The 20,420-nt window shown below is 53.5% G+C and carries 15 protein-coding genes, 1 tRNA gene and 1 rRNA gene; 9 read left to right on the plus strand and 8 right to left on the minus strand.

All coding sequences use genetic code 11. From position 1 onward, the window contains the following. Positions 1-39 precede the first annotated feature (39 nt). From rrf to GH722_20150, 5 genes are all read left to right on the plus strand, one after another. Positions 40-154: ribosomal RNA gene (gene rrf, locus GH722_20130) — 5S ribosomal RNA — on the plus strand. Between the two features lie 116 nt (positions 155-270). Beyond that, a tRNA-Met gene (locus GH722_20135) sits at positions 271-347 on the plus strand. Between the two features lie 306 nt (positions 348-653). Beyond that, complete coding sequence (locus tag GH722_20140; protein ID MRG74075.1) at positions 654-1,667, plus strand: hypothetical protein; 1,014 nt, start codon at positions 654-656, stop codon at positions 1,665-1,667. Positions 1,668-1,948: 281 nt separating this feature from the next. Next, positions 1,949-2,428 carry a hypothetical protein gene (locus GH722_20145; protein MRG74076.1) on the plus strand — a complete coding sequence of 160 codons (480 nt, stop codon included), beginning with the start codon at positions 1,949-1,951 and terminating at the stop codon, positions 2,426-2,428. A 281-nt stretch (positions 2,429-2,709) separates the two neighbouring features. Continuing rightward, on the plus strand, positions 2,710-6,147 hold the full coding sequence (locus GH722_20150; GenBank protein ID MRG74077.1) for a class I SAM-dependent DNA methyltransferase: 3,438 nt from the start codon (positions 2,710-2,712) through the stop codon (positions 6,145-6,147). An 83-nt stretch (positions 6,148-6,230) separates the two neighbouring features. Here GH722_20150 and GH722_20155 read toward each other — a convergent pair whose 3' ends face one another. From GH722_20155 to GH722_20180, 6 genes are all read right to left on the minus strand, one after another. Further along, positions 6,231-7,382, minus strand: a complete 1,152-nt coding sequence (locus GH722_20155; protein MRG74078.1) for a hypothetical protein — start codon at positions 7,380-7,382, stop codon at positions 6,231-6,233. Between the two features lie 552 nt (positions 7,383-7,934). Continuing rightward, the gene (locus tag GH722_20160) at positions 7,935-8,123 is read right to left on the minus strand and encodes a helix-turn-helix domain-containing protein (protein ID MRG74079.1); all 189 of its coding nucleotides are present in this window, start codon (positions 8,121-8,123) and stop codon (positions 7,935-7,937) included. Between the two features lie 214 nt (positions 8,124-8,337). Next, positions 8,338-9,141, minus strand: coding sequence for a hypothetical protein (locus tag GH722_20165; GenBank protein ID MRG74080.1), 804 nt, complete (start codon positions 9,139-9,141; stop codon positions 8,338-8,340). Continuing rightward, positions 9,142-10,296, minus strand: coding sequence for a tyrosine-type recombinase/integrase (locus tag GH722_20170; GenBank protein ID MRG74081.1), 1,155 nt, complete (start codon positions 10,294-10,296; stop codon positions 9,142-9,144). Positions 10,297-10,572: 276 nt separating this feature from the next. Then, the gene (locus GH722_20175; protein MRG74082.1) at positions 10,573-12,111 is read right to left on the minus strand and encodes a cryptochrome/photolyase family protein; all 1,539 of its coding nucleotides are present in this window, start codon (positions 12,109-12,111) and stop codon (positions 10,573-10,575) included. A gap of 78 nt (positions 12,112-12,189) precedes the next feature. Then, on the minus strand, positions 12,190-12,915 hold the full coding sequence (locus GH722_20180; protein MRG74083.1) for an SDR family oxidoreductase: 726 nt from the start codon (positions 12,913-12,915) through the stop codon (positions 12,190-12,192). A 213-nt stretch (positions 12,916-13,128) separates the two neighbouring features. Between GH722_20180 and acnA the strand changes: the two genes are divergently transcribed. Then, entirely contained in the window at positions 13,129-15,717 is a 2,589-nt protein-coding gene (acnA, locus tag GH722_20185; protein MRG74084.1) for an aconitate hydratase AcnA, read from the plus strand. A gap of 15 nt (positions 15,718-15,732) precedes the next feature. Here acnA and GH722_20190 read toward each other — a convergent pair whose 3' ends face one another. Further along, a complete protein-coding gene (locus tag GH722_20190) occupies positions 15,733-16,446 on the minus strand; it encodes a helix-turn-helix domain-containing protein (protein MRG74085.1) in 714 nt (237 codons plus the stop codon). A gap of 122 nt (positions 16,447-16,568) precedes the next feature. Here GH722_20190 and GH722_20195 point away from each other — a divergent pair, with 122 nt between their 5' ends. Then, a complete protein-coding gene (locus tag GH722_20195) occupies positions 16,569-17,744 on the plus strand; it encodes a short-chain dehydrogenase (GenBank protein ID MRG74086.1) in 1,176 nt (391 codons plus the stop codon). Between the two features lie 34 nt (positions 17,745-17,778). Here GH722_20195 and GH722_20200 read toward each other — a convergent pair whose 3' ends face one another. Then, positions 17,779-18,759, minus strand: coding sequence for a LysR family transcriptional regulator (locus GH722_20200; GenBank protein ID MRG74087.1), 981 nt, complete (start codon positions 18,757-18,759; stop codon positions 17,779-17,781). On the opposite strand from GH722_20200, the gene GH722_20205 reads away from it, so the two are divergent. Next, entirely contained in the window at positions 18,685-19,839 is a 1,155-nt protein-coding gene (locus GH722_20205; GenBank protein MRG74088.1) for a hypothetical protein, read from the plus strand. The two genes, GH722_20200 and GH722_20205, sit on opposite strands and share 75 nt — an antisense overlap. Positions 19,840-19,862: 23 nt before the next feature. Further along, positions 19,863-20,420: a hypothetical protein gene (locus GH722_20210; protein MRG74089.1), complete on the plus strand. Its 558-nt coding sequence runs from the start codon at positions 19,863-19,865 to the stop codon at positions 20,418-20,420.

Consider the following 20,420-nt stretch of genomic DNA (forward strand, 5'->3'; position numbering starts at 1 on the left):
TGAAAATCACCTCAATACATAGACTTCCGGCATCGATGGCCTGGTGGCTATGGCGAGGGGCCTGCACCCGATCCCATCCCGAACTCGGAAGTGAAAACCCTCAGCGCCAATGGTACTGCATCTTAAGGTGTGGGAGAGTAGGTCGCCGCCAGGCCTTCCATGTCGGAAGACTATGCAATGAGAGACAAGGGATACAGATCCCGTCACCACAACACTTGTCCAGGATACCTCTCTCTCCCCTATACATCACAGAGGTATCCAACCACCCAACGCGGGGTGGAGCAGCCCGGTAGCTCGTCAGGCTCATAACCTGAAGGTCGTAGGTTCAAATCCTACCCCCGCAACCAATACTATCAAGGCCTTAGCGCATTCCACGCTAGGGCCGTTTTTGCGTCTGGAAGCAGTTTGGAAGCAAGAAGAGGGTGAGACTTCTGAAGGTGATCAGATTTTGCTCAAGGAGGTTGAGCGCCATATCTATTTTCTGAACCGATCCCAACCAGATAACTATCAGAAGCATCTGACCTGAATAGAGCGTTGCTTGCATTTTGGGAAAAGCAACCTTGAAAACTTCTAGTCCAACAAGTTTTGCTTAATCTTCATTAGAAGTTTTTAATGCCTCATGATGGCAGCAATTCTTTTTGAAGGATGCATTTATGTTTTTATCAAATGATGATCTTTCCCGGAAGATAAAAAACCTTGTCGCTGAGGGCGGCAGTCGATGTGCGGTTGCTTTTGTCGGGAAGGAGGCTTTGGAGATTATCCCAAAATATCCGGCTAGGAATACACAGGTAATCTGCAATCTACTTAGCGGTGCTACCAACCCATATGCAATTGTAGAACTGATGAAACGCAGAAATTGTGAAGTCCGGCGGGTCGATGACCTTCACGCTAAGGTATATCTTGGCGATACAAGAGCCATAATCACGTCAGCTAATCTATCAGCTAATGGCCTTGGCTATGAGACAGTCAATGGAATTAGCGGTTGGCAAGAGGCTGGCTATGAGGTCACGGATGAGAACAAGCTTAAGGAAATCCGAGAGTGGTATAAGGCCTTGTGGAGCGATTCTTTAGAGATCAGTGATCGTGACATTGAAGAAGCGAAAGAGAGATGGTTTAAGCACCAAGGCTCTCGGCCAAGCAATAAGAGTTTTGAGGACTATGTGAGTAGTGGAGGGGGCAAGATCATGCTCGCCTGGGCAACCACAGAACGAGCATGGGAGGTTACAGCTTCAGGTCGGCTAGCTGCTAAAAAACTAGGTAAGCAGGAAGAGAAAATTAGCGCTTTTATTGATGATGCAATTGAAATAACGAAAGAAGATAAGGGGCTGTTTAAAACAGGAACATGGGTGCTTTGGTTTAGTATTGATGAAGGTGATAAACCTCAAGTCCGGGGTGAGACACTGGAATGGTTCCAATGCGGACAATACATTCATAATGCCTATAAATTTTCAGATGACGACTATGAAAGGCCTGTCGTGACTCGGCTGTCCTCGAAAGGAGCCCAACCTTTTATTCTCGATAAAAAATTCAAGAAGAAATTTGTCATTAAAATGAATAACAAGATCAAGGTGGACCATGCCAGAATGTGTGATGATTTCATTGGAGGTTTTTATAAAAAGTCAAAAGATGAATTTGAGCTTCTGAACTTTATGAAGGATGAATCCTGAATATTGTCACAAGAAGAGTATTGTAAAAAAATCTGTTTGTGTCTGAAAATATAGCAAGAAATTGGGAGTGGAAAGATGTAAGTATTTCTATTATTTGGGGTGATTATCTTCGTTGTTGTCGTGTTTTTAATATTGTCGAAATTTGGAAAAGACCCGTCTCGAAAAACAAACGCAATGTTGGAAAGAGAACTTGATCTCCATGATCGAGTTATAGCGAATTCCGATGTGGGGTCGTCTTCCTATTTTCGACAGTTGGAAGCACGAAAAAGGGTAGCGACGAATTGGAGCGACGTGGCGCTGCAGAACGTAAAAGCGGTGTTTCGGAAAATTCCGAACTGACGGATGACGAGATACGAAAGTTAGTAACAGCTGGATATGAAGAGGGGTGGCGGCGATCAAAACTCAAACTGAAGGATGATGAAGACGCCCATGAGACTGCGTTGTTATCTGGGTTACTGGGTCGAATTTCAGGACCTAATGAATGGTCCTCTATCCCACATGAGATAGCTCAAGCGATAATGATGGAGACCTTGCCATTTAAATTCTCCGGTTCTCACGCTGAGGGGCGTCTAGCTCTGATAGAATATGCTGTATGGCGTGAGGTCCCTTCTCAAGCTGATGCTGCGTTGGTTCAACGTTCTGTCACCGCCATGGTTGAAAATATGAAGAATTCTGGTGATACGGATTTCCTTTTATCAGTTAAAAAGATGCCGCTTCCTTGGATCAAGTTGTTGCCGGAGGGCGTGCTTAATTCTCAGTGAGTTATATTGAGAAATTATGTTTAAAACTGCGATTTCAAGAAAATGTCGAAGTCGTCCTTGCGGCCCGTGCGAGTACGAGATCAGCAAGTCTTATATTTAGTTAATGTGAGGCTTTGACCTGTGATCTGGCTATGAGCCGCTAAACAGTGACTGTATTATCCGAGACTGGTCCAAACACAATTGTCAGAGTTGTTCTGCGCAGTAATCTTTGACGTAATAAGAATGTACCTAGATCAACGATACATATCGTTTTGGGGCCAGCTTGAATGGATGATTTTACCATGGATCGTAGCCAGTTAGATGAATTTATCGAACGCTGGAAATCTTCTGGCGGAAGCGAGCATGCGAATTATCAGTTGTTCTTAGTTGAGTTGACCGAGCTACTCGGTTTGCCTCGACCAAATCCTGCTGCTGACAATAATGACAACGACGATTACAGGTTCGAACGTCCGGTAAAGTTCACGCATACAAGCCGAACGAGTGTAGGATTTATTGATCTGTATCGCAGTGGTTGCTTTATCCTCGAAACGAAACAGGGCGTAGATGCCAAAACCACGAAGCAGGCCGATTTGTCGAAGGGGACGCCGGCACCGAAACAAACACGTATCGGTCATGGTGTGAGAGGGACTGCTGCATGGGATGACACCATGCTCAAGGCGCGCAATCAGGCCGACAACTACGCTCGTGCAGTATCAAAAGAAGATGGCTGGCCCCCGTTCCTTATAGTTGTCGATGTCGGTCATGTTATTGAGCTTTATGCTGATTTCTCGGGGCAAGGACACGGCTACAACCAGTTCCCTGACGGCAACGGCTACCGCATATATCTGGATGACCTGAGTAAAGACGAAACCCTCAATTTACTACGGATTATCTGGACCGACCCCAAGAGTCTTGATCCCTCGCTCAGGGCAGCTGAGGTTACGAGAGATATCGCCGGTCATCTTGCAGAGCTGGGAAAGAGTTTCGAGGCACAGGGCCATGATAGTGAGGTTGTGGCCCGTTTTCTGATGCGCTGCCTGTTCTCCATGTTCGCGGAGGATGTGGAGTTGATTCCCAAGGACAGCTTTGTTGATCTTTTGCGGAAACTGAGCGGCCATCCTCAAGACGCTCAACCTGCTCTGGCGGGACTATGGGAAGCAATGGACAAGGGCAAATTTGCCCATGGCTTGATGACGAAAGTCAAGAAGTTCAACGGTGGGCTTTTCAAGGATTCCACGGCCTTACCGTTGAATGGTCTGCAACTTGACTTGCTGATAGAGGCTGCGGAAGCGGACTGGAAACTGGTTGAACCTGCAATATTTGGAACGCTGCTGGAACGCGCTCTCGATAAGCGTCAACGCCATAAGCTGGGCGCGCATTACACGCCCCGCGCCTATGTCGAACGCCTCATTACACCAACGGTTATGGAGCCGCTGCGTGAAGATTGGCGAGATGTACAGACGGCGGTTCAGCGTCTCACGGAAGATGGAAAAAAAGACGAAGCTCTTAAGCTTGTTCGCAGCTTCCATACCCAGTTGTGCGAAACCCGGGTGCTGGACCCGGCCTGTGGCTCTGGTAATTTTTTGTATGTTGCACTGGAGATGATGAAACGCCTTGAAGGCGAAGTGACTTCATTGCTTGCCGAACTGGGCGAGCAACAGATTAACTACCTTACCATAGATCCGCATCAGTTTCTGGGGATTGAGCTGAATCCCTGGGCCGCAAATGTGGCCGAGTTGGTGCTGTGGATTGGTTATCTGCAATGGCATTTCCGAACCCATGGCACCGCCGCTCCTTCTGAGCCTGTGTTACGCGACTTCAAGAATATCATCAATGCGGACGCCGTGCTGGAGTGGTCCGACCGTTTGCCCCGCATGGATGCGGAAGGCAAGCCTGTCACCCGTTGGGATGGTGTGACAACCCTGCGCCATCCCGTGACGGGCGAAGAGGTGCCAGACCCCGGCGCCCGCGTTCGGGTCTATGACTATGCTGAACCCAAGGCCACTCTGTGGCCCAAAGCCGACTTCATCGTGGGTAACCCTCCATTCATTGGCAATAAGAGGATGCGGGAACATCTTGGCGATGGCTATGTTGAAGCTCTTTGGAAAGCCTATCCGAAGGTGCCTCAAAGTGCTGACCTAGTTATGTTCTGGTGGGAAAAGGCTGCGTTAGCTGTTCGAACTTATGATTTAAAAAAGGGCAAGGGCACCCGCCGATTTGGCCTGATTACAACAAATTCTCTGCGACAGACCTTCAACCGTCGCGTGCTGGAGCCGCATCTTAACGACGCGAAAAAGCCACTCTCGCTTCTCTTTGCTATACCAGATCATCCTTGGGTCGATACACTTTATGGCGCCGCCGTGCGGATCGCTATGACCGTGGCGGCGGCGGGGAACCGGGCTGGGCGGCTGCTGATCGTGGCGACGGAGGATAAAAAGGAACTTCGAGAAGCTGACGGAATACCAGTGACTTTCGACCATCGTATCGGGAAAATCTTCGCTAATTTACAGATCGGGGCGGATGTTGCTGGAGCTTCAATTCTCTTGGCGAACAGTGAACTCGCATATCAGGGTGTTACTCCGTTGGGAGAAGGCTTTCGAGTTACATTGAGCGAGGGAAGCAAGCACGAGAAGGCTATTCAAGATGGTGTATTGAGGCGATACACTAACGGAAAGCAGTTCTTGGCAGCAGTTGAGCCTAGCTTGATCGTAGATTTCTGGGGCCTATCAAAACAGGAAGCAATGGTGGGTTATCCAGATTTGTTTCAACAGATATTGGACTTGGTGAAACCAAAGCGGGACGAACAGAAACGTCAGGCGTACAAAAATAATTTTTGGGTCTTCGCTGAACCACGTAGTAAATTGAGGCAGTCGCTTTCGGGGTTAGATCGATACATTGTTACATGCCGCACCGCGAAGCATAGGGTCTTTGGATTTTTAGAAGGCGATGTTCTTCCCGATGCAAAACTGATCGCGGTATGTTCAGATGATGCTGCGATTTTGGCGGTGCTTTCATCTCGAATTCACGTGACTTGGTCGATTGCAGCAGGGGCTTTCCTTGAAGACCGGCCTAACTACAATCATGCGGAATGCTTTAACCACTTTCCCTTCCCAGACCTAACCGCGGATCAGAAAACCCGCCTACGCTCATTGGGCGAGGAGTTGGATGCACACCGCAAACGCCAGCAGGCCGCCCACCCCAAGCTGACCCTAACCCATATGTACAACGTGCTGGAAAAGCTCCGCGCCGGAGAAACCATCGAAGGCAAGGACCGCGAGATTTACGATCAGGGCCTGATCGGCATCCTTCGTGAACTGCACGACCAGATCGACGCCGAGGTGGCGCGTACCTATGGCTGGCCTGTGGACCTAAGTGACGAAGACATCCTTTTGCGCCTTGTCGCGCTCAACAAGGAACGCGCCGAGGAAGAGGCGCGCGGCCATATTCGATGGCTCCGGCCAGAGTATCAAAACCCGAGCGGCCAACAGGCAGCCAAAGGCGAGCAAGCTGAACTCGATGTTGGCACTGCCGCCAAGATCGAACGGGCACCTTGGCCGAAAACCCTACCCGATCAGATCGCCGCTGTTCGGGAAACCTTGCAAGATTTGGGCGAGGCCACGCCCGATCAGATCGCCCGCCGCTTCATTCGTGCGCGCACGACCAGCATCCAGCCGTTGCTGGAAAGTCTAGCCGCCCTTGGGCAGGCAAAGCAGGTCGGAGAAGGAAGATATATTCCCTGATTTGATCATTGGAAACTGTTAGTAATCCCAGACGATTTTTGGAGATTTTGGTTTTTAGCTTAGTCGCTAAAGTGACTACTTGTTCACTCCAAGAAAACCAGCCGGTCGCGTGTCCGTTTTATCGCCTTATGTAGCCCATCGCTGTTTGCCCGGATACGCTCAGTGATTTCCTTGGCTACGAGTTGGGGCAATAAGCCTTCTATTTCCTCATCACTAAGGCCTTTGGAGACGCCAAGGCCGATAGCGTTTCCTGTGCATAGGGACAGATAGGTGTCTTGTGCGACCGTACGTTCGATTTCTTTCACCTGACCGGGTGTCAGGCCAGCGCGAAGCTCCGTGAGGTTCAGATCTGCTGTTTCCTGAGCCGCTTGCCATAGCGGGCTTAGGGTTTGTCGGGATACGTTACTGTCTCCCTGATGATCTGCCAGATAGCGGATGTTTGTCAGGGCGTTCATAATCACGTCGCCAATGGAAGCTTCAAAATCTTCAACCGTGCTCAACTGGTACTTGTCATTGAGTTCACGCTTTCCCGCACGAACTTCCACGCGAAAGACTTCCAAGTTTTTGTCATGCCGGTTTTTTCCCCAGGTCTCGAACCAGAAGAACTTCTGCCGTTCAATGGCTTCCCGGCGCTTGTCATAGATAATGATTTGACGGCCCGGTTGTTTACCGATTGTCACACTTTCGACGCGACGCCCCCGCATAACCATAGAAGGCTGGTTATCGTCTGTGTCGTCGCTTTCGGTTTGTTTGCTCCAGTGTGGAGAAATCTTCGTGTGGGAATGCGCCACCACCTGATCCGGGTGTAACTCGAAACCGCGTGTTTCAAAGTCCATTGCGAAGTCTACGCGGTTGATGGAGTGGCCGGTTATACGCCCGCCCATTCCTTCGACTTCGTCCAGTAGTCGTTTGAATGTCTCGCGATAGCCATAGGCGAGCAGGGTTGTCGCTCGGGGTGAGGCGAACAGATTCCATTGCGCGGCATCTTTGTTCCGCTTGATCCACCATTTTGAACCAAGCGGCCCGGTATCGAGAGAATATCGATATCCGCCCTTTTTACCGTGGCCTTTTATATGCGCCTGTACCTGATCTGGTCCGATGCGCACGAGGACGGGTTCTTGCTGTGCCTCTGCCTGCTCCCGAGCTTCGTCCAGTTCCTTCATGACTGCTTCCGGGAGTGCGCCCTGAAACGCGATATCCAGAGTGTCGAAACCTGCATAAAGTAATTTCACCATTTTCTACGCTCCATTACGCGGAAGTAATTCTAGAGGGGGGTGTTACAAAGACCCCCCTCTTGGTTTCCGAATGTCGATTAACGAAGGACGTGCGTGCGCCTTTGGCGCACGCTTTTTCGGCGCTGCGCGCCGATGCCGCTTTTGTTTTAGGGGCGGGAAGGGGGGATTGCGGAAACGCTTCTGTTCTACTTGCCCGGCAGGGCCTGCGGAGAGGTTTGGGAGACCTGGGGGGATGTGCAGCTACGTACGGAACGTTTACGTAGGTAGTGTCAGCCTGCCCTTTCCTTACGTAACGTAGGTAGGGCCGTGAGGAAGGTGCATTTCTATATATGTATATATAGAAACCGTCCTGACTGAGCGGGGTGAAGTGCATTCCTATATATAGATATATAGGAAAATAAGAGGTCTGGCCGGTCTGGCGCGTATCGCACCAGACTGCCCCTTGGAAGGAGAGCCGGAAGCTTTGCCTGTTACTACAGGCATTACACTCCCGGCCCCGCCCCCAAAAACCCAAACGGTGCGGCAAGCCCCGGTCGGGTAAAACTCTCTGTCTCACGGCTGATACTCGGAGGTGCTGTGAAACGTGTTTCCTGCGATCCACTCAAGTAAGTCGCCAACCCGATATCTGATTGCTCTTTTCGAGAATTTCACAAACTTCGGTCCGCCGCCGCGTAACCTCCAGCCTTGAAGGGTACGCTGAGAGTAATTGAGCAGCGCCGCTGCTTCTTTCTCCTTGATCAGCTTGTTATGGTCTAACTTGTAAGTACTGCCGTCCTGCATCTCTCGCTCCGAGTTACGTTTAATCTCGAAGCCCAAACCTATAGAAAAGTTGATGACGTAATAGACGGCACAATAACTTTAATTGGATAGCCTGTTATGCAGATAGATGGTTCAAATAAAATATAATAAAATCAATAATCTGAATGTTATAAGCAGAATTTGGATCGCTTGAATATCAACGCCGAACCAATTTCGGCAACCTTCCCTTGCGTTGCCATGAAGCAGGAACCGTCGCTCTCCAAACCCTTTTGGCTTCATTACGGCTTAACTGATAATCCCGAGTTCCGATTTCTAGATAGTGATCCCGTGGGTATCGCTTTTCTCCTGCGCTTACCTCCTTGGATAGTAAGTTTTGAAACTCGATCCTTGCCTGATCGAGTGCAGAAATCTCTCCCTCAAGGCTGGATTGAGTTGATAGCCATTTGTCGAATGCCACTTTCTCGATGCTGACGGCTCCCCAACGCTTACCAGCCATAAGCTCGTTCGTTCTCAGAATGGAAAGTTGCAAAACCACCTTGCACCCTTTCTGGCGCAACCAACCTGACCAATCGATCAGCATCGAACCATTGAAATGCGCCCGTATGGTTTCCTTCTCGAATGCCTCAAAAAGTCTGGTCTGAACGGTTTGGGAGCGTTGATATGCTGCATATCCGCGTTTGTATGATGCATCTGGTTTCGCGATCTGCTGGAGATCATCCTGCAACTGATTTCGACGGTTTTTAAGTTGCTCGATCCGTTGCTCCAGCTCTGCCCGTTCAGAATCGTCCAGTAATCTGTCATTGATTTCGGAGGCTACGGTGCCCCACTCCAGCTCAACACGCTTTATCTCATCTTCGATTGGTTTGCGTGTTTGCTCTACGGTTGCTGGCGAAGGTGTTTCTTCGCTCTGGTGCTCCCAGCCATTCCATGAATCAGGATAAAGCTTACGTCCGAACAGATCGAAGCCTTGGAGCAGGGAGTAGTAATCATTCCAATTCATTTATGCCCCTAATAGCCTGCCAAGCTCGCTTGATACCCTGTCAGCCGACGCCTGCATCGGATCATCCGCCAGATGAGCGTAACGCTGCGTTGTCTGTTGCTGAGTATGTCCGAGCAACTTACCGATCATAGGCAGGCTTTCACCCAAGCCAACCGCACTGGATGCGAATGTATGCCGTAAGTCATGGATACGGACATCTTCCAGACCCACTTCCTTACGGATACGACGCCACGGCTTTTGCATATCCGTCAGGTGACTGCCGGGTTTGATCCCGGTTATCACGTAAGGGTTTCCGTCTAGCTGTTCGATCCCGGCCAGCACCTCTAAAGCACCCTTGCCGAGATAGACACGCTTCGCGCCGGTCTTTGAATCCGGCAGATAGATGATGTTGCCCCTTACGTATTCCCATTTGAGCGTCTGGATTTCTCCGAGCCTGCATCCCGTAAGGATTAAAAGCCGTAAGGCATTCATAGCAGCCTGGCTTTCGGTGCCGGTCAATTCCAATTCCCGTAACGTATCGCCAAGCCGTCCGAGTTCTTCAGACGACAGATACCGCTCCCGTTTCTTCTCTTCGTACTTCCTTACGTGCAGGCAGGGATTAGTGCCGTCTTCCCGCAAGCCCCAAACCTCCGCCTGATTGAACATGACGGAGAGGACGCCAAGCGTTCGGTTGGCCTGATAGGGTTTGTCCCGGTGCGCATGATGCAACTCTGAAACATGAGAGCGCGTTACGTCCGTAACCTTCATGCGTCCGAGTGCGGGGATAATGAACAGATCAACATTGCGGCGATACTCTTTTTCGGTCGATTGCTTGCAACGCGCCGGGACATATTCAGACATGAACCGTTCACAAAGTTCGCTCACGGTCGGCGACGATTTATAGCGCCGCGTTTCCTCTGCCGGATTGCCGCCCCTTGCAGCATCAGAGAGCATGTTCCGGGCATCAGTCCGGGCTTCGTCAGGCGTTATCGTTCCGTGCCTCCCCAGCCGCTTGCGCCGCGTTCTTCCGGCAGTATCGCGATACTGAATGATATAGGTCTTGCGTCCGGTCGTCATAACGCGAACGCCAAAGCCGGGCAGGGTGTCATCCCAAACGAAGTAATCCGTTTCCTTCGGCTTTAATCCATCGACAGTGCGTTTAGTGATCTTTGGCATGCTTCCAACTCCAATCTGGAAGCAATATGGAAGCAGGAGACAGCGAATTGCAAGGTTGTTAAGAGTCTTGCAGCGTAGAAAGCATTCCAATAAACCGCATATAATCAGCGGAATAGCGTTGTTCTGCGGAGCATGGAGGGTGTGAGCGTAGGTAGGATAAGCTAACTCATAACCTGAAGGTCGTAGGTTCAAATCCTACCCCCGCAACCAAATTCTTACACCGCTACCTCAACAGGTCAGCGGCTTTTTTGTGCGCGCGATTTGGAGGCGAAGGGGTTAGCCGGACAATACAGACGTGATGCTGTCGAGGAAGGCTGTCGCCTCGTCGGTGCAGGCTTGCCGCTTCTCCGGTGACCATGTGGCGAGGTTGCGGTAAGGCATGGCCAGGCGGGGGTTGTCTTCAAGCGAGGCCTTGTTACGGATCAGAAAAGCCCAGTAGAGATAGTTGAACGGACAGGCTTGTGACCCGGTCTTCTGCTTTACGTCATAGCGGCAATCCTTGCAGAAGTCTGACATGCGGTTGATATAGGCGCCGGAGGCTGCGTATGGCTTCGATGCCATTTGTCCGCCATCCGCGAATACGGCCATGCCCAGGGTGTTGGGCATCTCGACCCATTCAAACGCATCCGCATAGACAGCCAGATACCAGCGTTCGATCTCCGGCGGGGAAACCCCTGCCAGAAGCGCGAAATTACCTGTCACCATGAGCCGCTGGATATGGTGCGAATAGGCATGCCGGCGGGTCGTGTCGATTGCCTGCCGGAGGCAGTGCATGTCGGTTTGTCCTGTCCAGTAGAACGCGGGTAGTGGTCTCTCTGCATTCAGCGAATTCGCCCGGGCATAATCAGGCATCAGCGTCCAGTAAACGCCGCGAACATATTCCCGCCAGCCCAGTATTTGTCGCACAAAGCCTTCTGTGGCATTCAGCGGCGCCTGCTCCGACCGCCAGGCTTTCTCTGCTGCGCTACAGACTTCCCGGGGCGACAGGAGACCGATATTGAGCGCCGGCGAGATCAGCGAATGATACAGAAAGGGTGCATCTGTCTTCATGGCATCCTGATAATCTCCGAAGGACGGCAGTGCTCCGGTGAGAAAATCGTCAAGTGCTTCCAGCGCTTGTGCCCGCGTCACTGGCCAGTCAAAGCCGTCGATACAGCCGAAATGTTCGCTGAAGCGTTCCTCAACCAGTGTCATCACATCTGCTGTGACAGGGTCCGGCTGAAATCGTCTGCGCTTCGGCGGGGCAGCACCTGCGGGCAGGCGTTTACGGTTTTCAGTATCATAGTTCCAGTCGCCCCCGGCCGGACGGGGGCCGTCCATCAGCAGTCCGTGTTCACGCCGCATCTCGCGATAGAAATGCTCCATGCGCCAGGTCTTCCGGCCGCGGGCCCAGTCCGCAAATCGTTCACGGCTGGCAAAGAAACGCGTATCGCTGCGTATCTCGACAGGTATGCCGAAATGTTCCTGCCAGCCTTCCATCATCAGCAGGACCCGCCACTCACCCGGTTCCGTCACGACAATCCGGTCTGGCCGCCGGATTTTCAGGATCTGCCCGACGGCGTCGGTGAAATTTCCGGGATTGTCGGGGTTGTCGAGTTGCAGGTAATCAACCTGTATTCCGCAGTCCCGCAAGTCCGCCGCGAAATGACGCATGGCAGACAGGATGAGGACAATCTTCTGGGGATGATGCGGGACGTAGCTGCATTCCTCAGCCACTTCCATCATCAGCACCGTGTCATCCGTTTTCTTCAGGCCGTCGAGCGCGGCAATGTCGTGCGACAGCTGGTCTCCCAGCACGAGGCGAAGGGTTTTCATGTCAGCTGAACCGGTCCCGGGGGAAGGCAGACGCAGAGGTCTGGTGGGTGAGTGCCATGAGGTTACACATGATCTGTATCACCAGGGCACCGGTTTGCCGCGCCAGTCGAAGAAGCCACCGTTATCCTTGCGGGTCAGCCTGTCCGTGACGTTCAGCAGATGCGCCGCTGCCGTGGCCGGGCTGTGCAGGTCAAGTCCGGTTCTGGCAAACGGTTCGGATAAGGCTGTATCGACAGTCCCCGGATGCAGGGCGACACAGATGGCCTCGGGTGCACGGCGCGCCAGTTCGATGGACGCGGTTCGTACGATCTGGTTAAGCGCCGCCTTTGATGCGCGGTAGCCATACCAGCCACCCAGATGATTGTCGCTGATTGAACCGACACGGGCAGACAGCGTGGCGAACACGGACTTGCCGGTGCGAGGCAGCTCTGGCAGCAGATGTTTGATCAGCAAGGCCGGCCCGATGGTGTTGATCGCAAAGGCGCGGGCCAGCCTGTCTGCGTCAAGTTCGCGCCATGATTTTTCGGGTCCCTGGTCCGTATCATGAAGAAATCCGGTTGCGTCGATGACAAGACGGATATCTCCCTCTGCCGCCGCCGTCTCAACGGCCTGTTTGAGGCTGGCTTCATCAGTCAGGTCGATGGGAACCGCCGTTTTACGGCTGAAGCCGCTTGCTGATCTGAAATGGTTGACCTCATCCAGGCTGGAGAGCAGCGCCGATCCGATGCCGCCGGATGAGCCGAATATCAGCGCGATCCCGTCAGGATCAAATGACCGGAGATCGATATCCGGACTCTGTTTCATGGGTGGCTCTGTCCCCGTCATCGTGATCTCCGCCCTGGAGGTGTGAGAGTTTTCACTGTCATGCAATGGTATACGCGATTGTCCGTCAGACAGATCATGGCTGTCGGCAATGCCGGGCGCTGTTCGTCACTGATGTGCCACCAGCCCCTCTATTCCGTTGTTTTGAAAGTTTGTTTCGATAACCTGTGCCTCCAATGAAAAGGAGGGACGGCTTTGCGGGTTATCAGGGTTGAAGGTACCGGTTTCGAGGCGGTTGATTACGCAGATGCGGTCGGGCCTGTGGTGCGGTCACTGCCTTATTCGTTGCGGGTGCTGGCGGAGAATGTGGTTCGCCAGGACAGCACGGGCGATCTGGTCCGGCATGTCGCCGGCCGGGATCGCGGGGCGGTGCCTTTCCGGCCGTCACGCCTGATTTTGCAGGATATGCTGGGTCTGCCCCTGATGGTCGATGTGATGGCGATGCGTTCTGCTGTGACCGACGCCGGTGGTGATCCGTCGCAGATCGACCTGACATTGCCGGTGGATCTGGTGATCGACCACGCCATGACCGTCAATCACTGGGCTGAGAAATTTGCCCTGACCAAGAATGAGGCCCGTGAATTTGAGATTAACCGGGAACGTTTTGCCTTTCTGAAAGCCTGCGAAGCCCGTTTCCCAAGCCTGCGGGTCATTCCGCCGGGCGGGGGGATCATGCATCAGGTCAATCTGGAATATCTGGGCCGGGTGGTGAATCCAACAGAGGCAGGCTCAAACCTGCTGGCACCGGATACCAATCTGGGAACCGACAGCCATACGACCATGATCAATGGTCTTGGCATTCTGGGCTGGGGCATTGGCGGGCTGGAAGCCGAGGCGATTATTTTTGGTGAATCCACATCCCTGAATGTCCCCCGCGTTATCGGGCTGGAGGTCTCCGGCAGCATGCCCGACGAAGCGACGGCAACGGATCTGGCCCTGACCGTGGCAGAGAAGCTGCGCGCTGTCGGGGTTGTCGACTGTTTCGTTGAAGTCTTTGGTTCCGGTTACAGCCGGTTGTCGGTGGCAGACCGGGCAACGGTTGCGAACATGTCGCCGGAATATGGCTCGACCTGTGTGTTCTGTCCGACAGACGCAAATACCATCCGCTTTCTGAAGGAAACCGGGCGTACCCCGGAACATGCGGCAATGGTTGAGGCCTATAACCGGACGCAGGGCCTATGGGTGGAGAAGCCGGATAGTGCCATAGACTATGACGAGGTCATACATCTCGACCTTGGCAGCATCCGCCGTTCTGTCGCCGGTCCGAGCCGGCCCGAACAGCGGATTGATCTGGATAAGGCAACCGGGACACTGTCACTGACCGGGGAAACCGGGGCGGCGCGCCGGGTCGCTGTTGCGGGGCAGGATCATGATATCGGCGATGGCGACGTGATTATTGCGGCCATCACAAGCTGCACGAATACGGCAAACCCCCGTAACATGGTGCTGGCCGGGCTGATTGCCCGCAATGCGGTGAACAGGGGGCTTGCCGTCAAACCTCATGTGAAAACCTCGCTGTCTCCCGGCTCGCGTGTTGTGGCCCGATATCTGGAGGCCAGCGGGTTGCAAGAGCCACTGGATCAGCTGGGCTTTCAGATCACCGGGTTCTCCTGCTCGACCTGCAACGGCATGTCGGGTCCGCTGACGCCGGAGAATGATGCAACGATCAGGGAAAATGATATCAGGGCTGTTGCGGTGCTCTCCGGTAACCGGAACTTTTCCGGGCGCATCCATCCGCTGGCATCCCGCAACGTGCTGGCGGCCCCGCCACTAGTTGTTGCCTATGCCCTGATGGGGACGATTCTGAAGGATATCACGTCAGAGCCGGTTGGCTTTGATCAGGATGGTGCCCCGGTCATGCTGTCGGATCTGTGGCCCTCGCCGGATGAGGTCAATGCGGTTCTGGATGCGTATTTGCTGCCGGGGGATTTCCAGTCCGTTTATCAGGCCATCCCGACCGTCAGTTCACACTGGAATGAACTGGAGGTGAACAGGAATAACTATGACTGGGCACCGTCTACCTACGTCACCTTCCCGCCTTTTCTGAAAGGGCTTTCGGTTCAGGTTCAGCCTGTCCGGGAGATGAAGCAACTGCGTCCTATCGTCATCCTGGGTGACTCCGTCACGACGGACCATATCTCGCCATCGGGTACCATTACGGTGGATACGGAAGCCGCGAAATTTCTGATGAGCCGGGGTGTCGAACAACGGGATTTCAATTCATTCGGAACCCGTCGCGGCTCTGCGGATGTGGTGATCCGCTCTACCTTCGCTGGGGGGCGGCTGATCAATGAAATGGCACCGGGAACAGAGGGCTCATGGACCCGGCTTGAACCGGAAGGAAAGATCGTCTCGGTCTATCAGGCTATCGAGACCTATAAGGAACGTGGTCAGGAACTGATCGTGATCGGCGGTCGGGAATATGGCTGTGGCTCGTCACGGGACACGGCGGCAAAGGCCCCCTGGCTGGCAGGTATCCGGGCGGTTGTCGTCGAGAGTTTTGAGCGAATTCACCGGTCTAATCTGGTCAATATGGGAATTGCGCCGCTGTGTTTCCCGGAAGGTGTCAGTCGCAAGACGCTGAAACTGGACGGCAGCGAGCTGTTTGATGTCGATATTTCCGGTGACCTCAAAACAGCCAGGCTGACAATCCATCGCAAGGACGGTTCGGTAGAAACAATCCCGCTTGATCTGCGGCTGTATAACGACGCGGAACGGGAGACTTTTCGTAACGGTGGTCTGCTGCCGAGGGCTTTCCGCAGCTTTGTTGGCAAGGCGGCATAACCTTGCCATGGCCGGTTAGCGGGTCTGAGATGTGCGGGTTGCTTTCTCACCGTTTACGACGAGCTTCAGCTCATCGCTCTTGATGACGATGATTTTCCGGCGTCCGCTTTTGATATAGCCGCTGGTTTCCCATGCGCTGACGAGGCGCGAAACCGTGTGAAGCGTGGTACCGGTCATTTCTGACAGATCCTGACGTGAAATGGGGAAGTCGATCTGGAGACCATCTTCGGTTTGTTTTCCGGTTTGGTTGGCCAGTTTCAGAATGGCTGCGGCCACGCGCTGTTCCACACGTTCTGTTGCCATCTCGACAATGCGATCCTGTGCTTCCTGAAGACGCTCGCCGATGGTGTGGTAGGTGTTGATTGCGAATGACGGATAGCGCTCAACCGTGGCCGGCCAGATTGAACTGGGCCAGGCCAGGGCAACGCAATCGACCGCAGCGATTGCGTTTGCGGGATAGACTGTCCGGCCGATCGCGGTAGCGATCCCGAAAAGCTCTCCGCTTGAAATGTAGCGTGCGATCACCTGCTCGCCAGTGGGGGTGATTTTTACGACGCGAATATGGCCATCAAGCAGGGCAAAGAAATATTCTGCATCTCCGCCCTGACGAAAAACGTGATCTCCTTTTGCAAAATACCGGGGACGGGCCTGTTGAAGCAATGCCTCCAGGTCGGTACGGGCCATACCTTCAAAAGGAGGCAGGCTCGCAATCAGGTCGGTGTCGAGCATACTGTCTATTCGAATCCTGTTTGATGTTTCGCAAACGGATGCGCTTCAGGTCAGGTAATATCCGCTTTCTGTTATATTTAATCGCATGGTTGTCTGTTCTCAACAATGCGAATGGGGTTTCCATGTCCACTTCATCAAGACGCAGTTATTCGGGGCCAGCTTTCCTGAGTTACGGATTTCGGCCGTTTTTCTTCCTCGGGGCTTTTTATTCCGGTCTTTCAGTCCTGCTCTGGATGCCGCAGTTTTATGGTGAACTGGAGTTATCAACCCGGTTTGCCCCGGTTGACTGGCACATACATGAACTCTATTTCGGTTTCCTGACCGCCGTCGTGACCGGTTTTCTGTTTACGGCGGTGCCGAACTGGACCGGGCGGATGCCGGTCAGCGGTAGCCCGTTGCTGTTGCTTGTCGTTCTGTGGCTGGCTGGCCGGGTAGCGGTGACGTTCTCCGTAGTGACAGGCTGGTTGCCGGCCATGCTGGTTGATGCGGGCTTTATGCTGGCTGTGGCCCTGATGATTGCCAACGAAATCATTGCCGGGAAGAACTGGCGGAATCTGAAAGTGCTGCTGCCGGTCCTGCTGCTGGTTGCTGCCAATATTCTGTTTCATCTGGAAGCAGAACTCGGCGACGGCGCAGATATCAGCCGCAGACTGGCGGCCACGGCGGCGATTGCCCTGATTATGATCGTTGGCGGCAGGGTTATTCCGAGTTTTACCCGCAACTGGCTTGCCCGGGAACGCCCGGGACGGTTGCCGGTCCCCTTTTCCCGGTTCGATGCTGCTTCAATCGCTGTAACGCTGGTTGCCATGACTGGCTGGACCGTAAGTCCGGACCATCTTGTTACGGGAGGGTTGTTAGGTGTGGCGGCGGTGCTGCAACTCATCCGCCTCGCCCGGTGGGCAGGATATCGCACCTGGGCTGATCCGCTGGTTGTTGTGATGCATGTCAGCTATCTGTTTATTCCGGTGGGACTTGGTCTGATTGCCCTGTCAGTGTTTCGTCCGGACCTGCTGACGCAGGTCGCCGGCATTCATGCCCTGTCTGTTGGCGCGATCGGCGGAATGACATTATCGATCATGGTCAGGGCGTCGCTGGGCCATACGGGCCGGAAGCTGGAGGCCAGTGCTGTCGTCTGCATTCTGTTTGCCAGCGTGTTTGTTGCTGCGGTACTGCGCATCGCAGCAGGGCTTGACCTGGGCGGGTATGATTTGTTGCTGCATATTGCGGCTTTCGCCTGGCTGCTGGCCTTCGCCGGTTTCAGCATTGTCTTTGCGAAACCGTTCTTTACCCGGCACTGAATTCAGGCTCTGTCTGCTGCAAACTGATTCCGCGTTAGCTGAATGGCAGGGATTCCAGATAGCCGGTTGTTTCTTCACGAACGATTTCGGCCAGCCGGAGGGCCTTGATAGTGCGTTCAGATCCGCGCCGGTAGAGGAAACCAAAACTGAACCCGAAACGTGGCTCGATCGGGATCATTCTGACCGAATCTCCCAGCGCGGAAGGGGCGAGGGAGTCGCAGATGGTGATGGCCTCCCCCGTGGAGGCAATGACGCAGGACATATGTGTCAGCGAGGCATTCATGGTGGGGATGAACGGAATGTTCTCACGTTCAAATATCTCTTCTGTTTTCTGGTAAATCAGCGTGTTCGGGTAGGTTGAGACAATCCGTTCACCAACAAGATCACGGACAGTCACACTTTTCCGGTCTGCAAGCCGGTGGTTCGGCGCGACGACAACCACCGCCGGCACGTCGCAGAGAGGTTCTGTGACAATTGAGGAATGTCGTGACGGCATGGCACCGATACCGATATCGAACTGCTGGCTGATGATCCTGCGCTCCAGAAACCGTCGTGCATGCACATCAAGGGTGATCTGGGTGTCGGGGTACTCGTTCGCCAGACGAACGACAGACTGAGCGACAATCACCGGGGCAATACGCGGCATGGCAATGACGCGCATCCGGTGAATGGGACTGGCTTTGATTTCTCTCACAATCTGGGGAATCTGCGCGATTGATTCCAGAATACGCTCGGCTTCATGGAAGAACGCTTCACCCTCCGGCGTTGCCACAAGCTGGCGTTTGTCGCGGGAGAACAGCTTAAGGTCGAGTTCGGTTTCCAGTATGGAGAGCTGCCGGCTGAGGGCCGACTCACTGATGTTCATCGCAGTTGCCGCAGCACTCAGTGTGCCGTTCGACATGATCTGGGTCAGCGCCTGAAGGCCTTTGATATTCATATCATGACTCTTCGAAAAATTCGCAGAATTGTTCCAACCATCGCAATAGACGGGAGATATCTCAAGCTGCACTATCATTCTGTGCAGTCTCGGCGCAGTTATGCGCGGATAAGCCCGACATCATTCTTTAATGACTGCTACAGGGAGGGGCGATGGAGGATGATTTGTCAGACAGGAAAATCAAAAATGCAGGGCATTATTCGACGTTTTGCGACTTCGGCGGTATGCGCAATTGCTGCGGCCTCGATACTTGGCGGCACGGCGGCACAGGCTGAATATCCGGACAAACCGGTTCAGCTGATGGTCGGTTTCTCCGCCGGTGGCGGTGTTGATACCTACGGCAGAACGCTGGCAAACCTTATCCAGGAAGAACTGGGCCAGCCGATGGTTGTCGTTAACAAGCCGGGTGCGGCAGGTATGATTGCTGCAAAAGGCACCGCTGACAGCGAGCCGGATGGCTATACGCTCTATATCACCAATGCGGGCAGCCTGCTGGCGAAGGCGCTGATGGACGGCGCGAAGTCAAAGCTTGATCCGCTGGCCGACCTGGAACCGCTTGGCGGTGTCGGGGTTCTTGTTTCATCACTGATTGTTCCGGCAGGCAGCCCGTTCAAGACATCTGCCGAGATGGTCGAATTTGCGAAGGCCAATCCGGGTAAACTGAAATGGTCGCATCCCGGTCGTGGCAGCCTGCATATGATTGCCGGTGCGGCTTTCCTGAAAGTAAATGATATCAAGGCGCAGGATATCCCGTTCAAGGGTGGCTCCAAGGCACGCAACGCTGTTGTGGGTGAGCAGGTCGATTTCGGTTTTACCGGAATTCAGACGATCAGCGGTTTTGAGTCCAAGGTGCGGGCGCTGGGCGTGACGATGGCCGAGCGTGATACGGTCAACAAGGATGTGCCGACCTTTGATGAAATGGGTCTTCAGGGGATCGATATCTCCGGTCCGATGATCGTGTTTGGCCCGAATGGCATGCCGGATGATGTGAAGGCCAGGTTGACCAAAGCTATCATGGCTGTTGCCAAGGGTGAGAAGTTCCGGGACCTGCTTGAAAAAGGCGGTCTTGCAACGGCATCCTACGATGGGGCGGCAGCAAAGAAGAAGCTCGTCAAGCTGAAGGCTGATCTTGAGCCGGTCATTGCCGAACTGAAATAATCCTCCTGACAGGCTTCCGGCTGATGGCGGTTATATGCCTGCTGTCAGCCGGGGCCTGTTCAGAGTGTTTTCTCAAAGGGGGAGGTTTCAGGATGTCACAGACGTTGCGTGATGCAGCCGTTGGCGGTTTTGTTATGGCCTGTGGGTTGTTCTTTCTGTTTCAGGCCCGGATCATTGATACAGATCCGGATGATCCGTTCGGACCAAAGCTGGCACCAACAATCATTGCCGGACTGATCATCGGAATGGGACTGTTGCAGTCGGCTGTTGCTGTTCTTCGCCCTGCTGTGACATCACCGGATGAGGGTTCTCCCGAGCCTTTTCGGCCTGTCCTGTTCTTCAGTGTGATCGCGGCCGGTGTGGCCTACATCTTCCTGTTCCAGCTTGTCGGTTATCTGATCTCGACGCTCGTTGTGCTGATCGGAATGCTGTTGCTGTTTCGCAACCGGTTCAGCGGCAGGCTGATGGTTACCGCAGTTATTGGAGCGCTTGTTTATCATGTTGTTTTCATTGAACTGATGAGTGTTCACGACCCGGCATCCCTGCTGAATTTTCGCAGTCTCATGAATTGGGTGGGATGA

This window comes from Alphaproteobacteria bacterium HT1-32 (assembly GCA_009649675.1).
In the GTDB taxonomy this organism is placed as follows: Bacteria; Pseudomonadota; Alphaproteobacteria; order Rhodospirillales; family HT1-32; genus HT1-32.

Excerpts from the sequence above, each read along its gene's own strand:
- GH722_20140 (MRG74075.1), top strand. The coding sequence starts at position 654 with ATGTTTTTATCAAATGATGATCTTTCCCGGAAGATAAAAAACCTTGTC.
- GH722_20150 (MRG74077.1), top strand. The coding sequence starts at position 2,710 with ATGGATCGTAGCCAGTTAGATGAATTTATCGAACGCTGGAAATCTTCT.
- GH722_20155 (MRG74078.1), bottom strand. The coding sequence starts at position 7,382 with ATGGTGAAATTACTTTATGCAGGTTTCGACACTCTGGATATCGCGTTT.
- GH722_20165 (MRG74080.1), bottom strand. The coding sequence starts at position 9,141 with ATGAATTGGAATGATTACTACTCCCTGCTCCAAGGCTTCGATCTGTTC.
- GH722_20170 (MRG74081.1), bottom strand. The coding sequence starts at position 10,296 with ATGCCAAAGATCACTAAACGCACTGTCGATGGATTAAAGCCGAAGGAA.
- GH722_20175 (MRG74082.1), bottom strand. The coding sequence starts at position 12,111 with ATGAAAACCCTTCGCCTCGTGCTGGGAGACCAGCTGTCGCACGACATT.
- GH722_20180 (MRG74083.1), bottom strand. The coding sequence starts at position 12,915 with ATGAAACAGAGTCCGGATATCGATCTCCGGTCATTTGATCCTGACGGG.
- GH722_20190 (MRG74085.1), bottom strand. The coding sequence starts at position 16,446 with ATGCTCGACACCGACCTGATTGCGAGCCTGCCTCCTTTTGAAGGTATG.
- GH722_20195 (MRG74086.1), top strand. The coding sequence starts at position 16,569 with ATGTCCACTTCATCAAGACGCAGTTATTCGGGGCCAGCTTTCCTGAGT.
- GH722_20205 (MRG74088.1), top strand. The coding sequence starts at position 18,685 with ATGACTCTTCGAAAAATTCGCAGAATTGTTCCAACCATCGCAATAGAC.
- GH722_20200 (MRG74087.1), bottom strand. The coding sequence starts at position 18,759 with ATGATAGTGCAGCTTGAGATATCTCCCGTCTATTGCGATGGTTGGAAC.
- GH722_20210 (MRG74089.1), top strand. The coding sequence starts at position 19,863 with ATGGCGGTTATATGCCTGCTGTCAGCCGGGGCCTGTTCAGAGTGTTTT.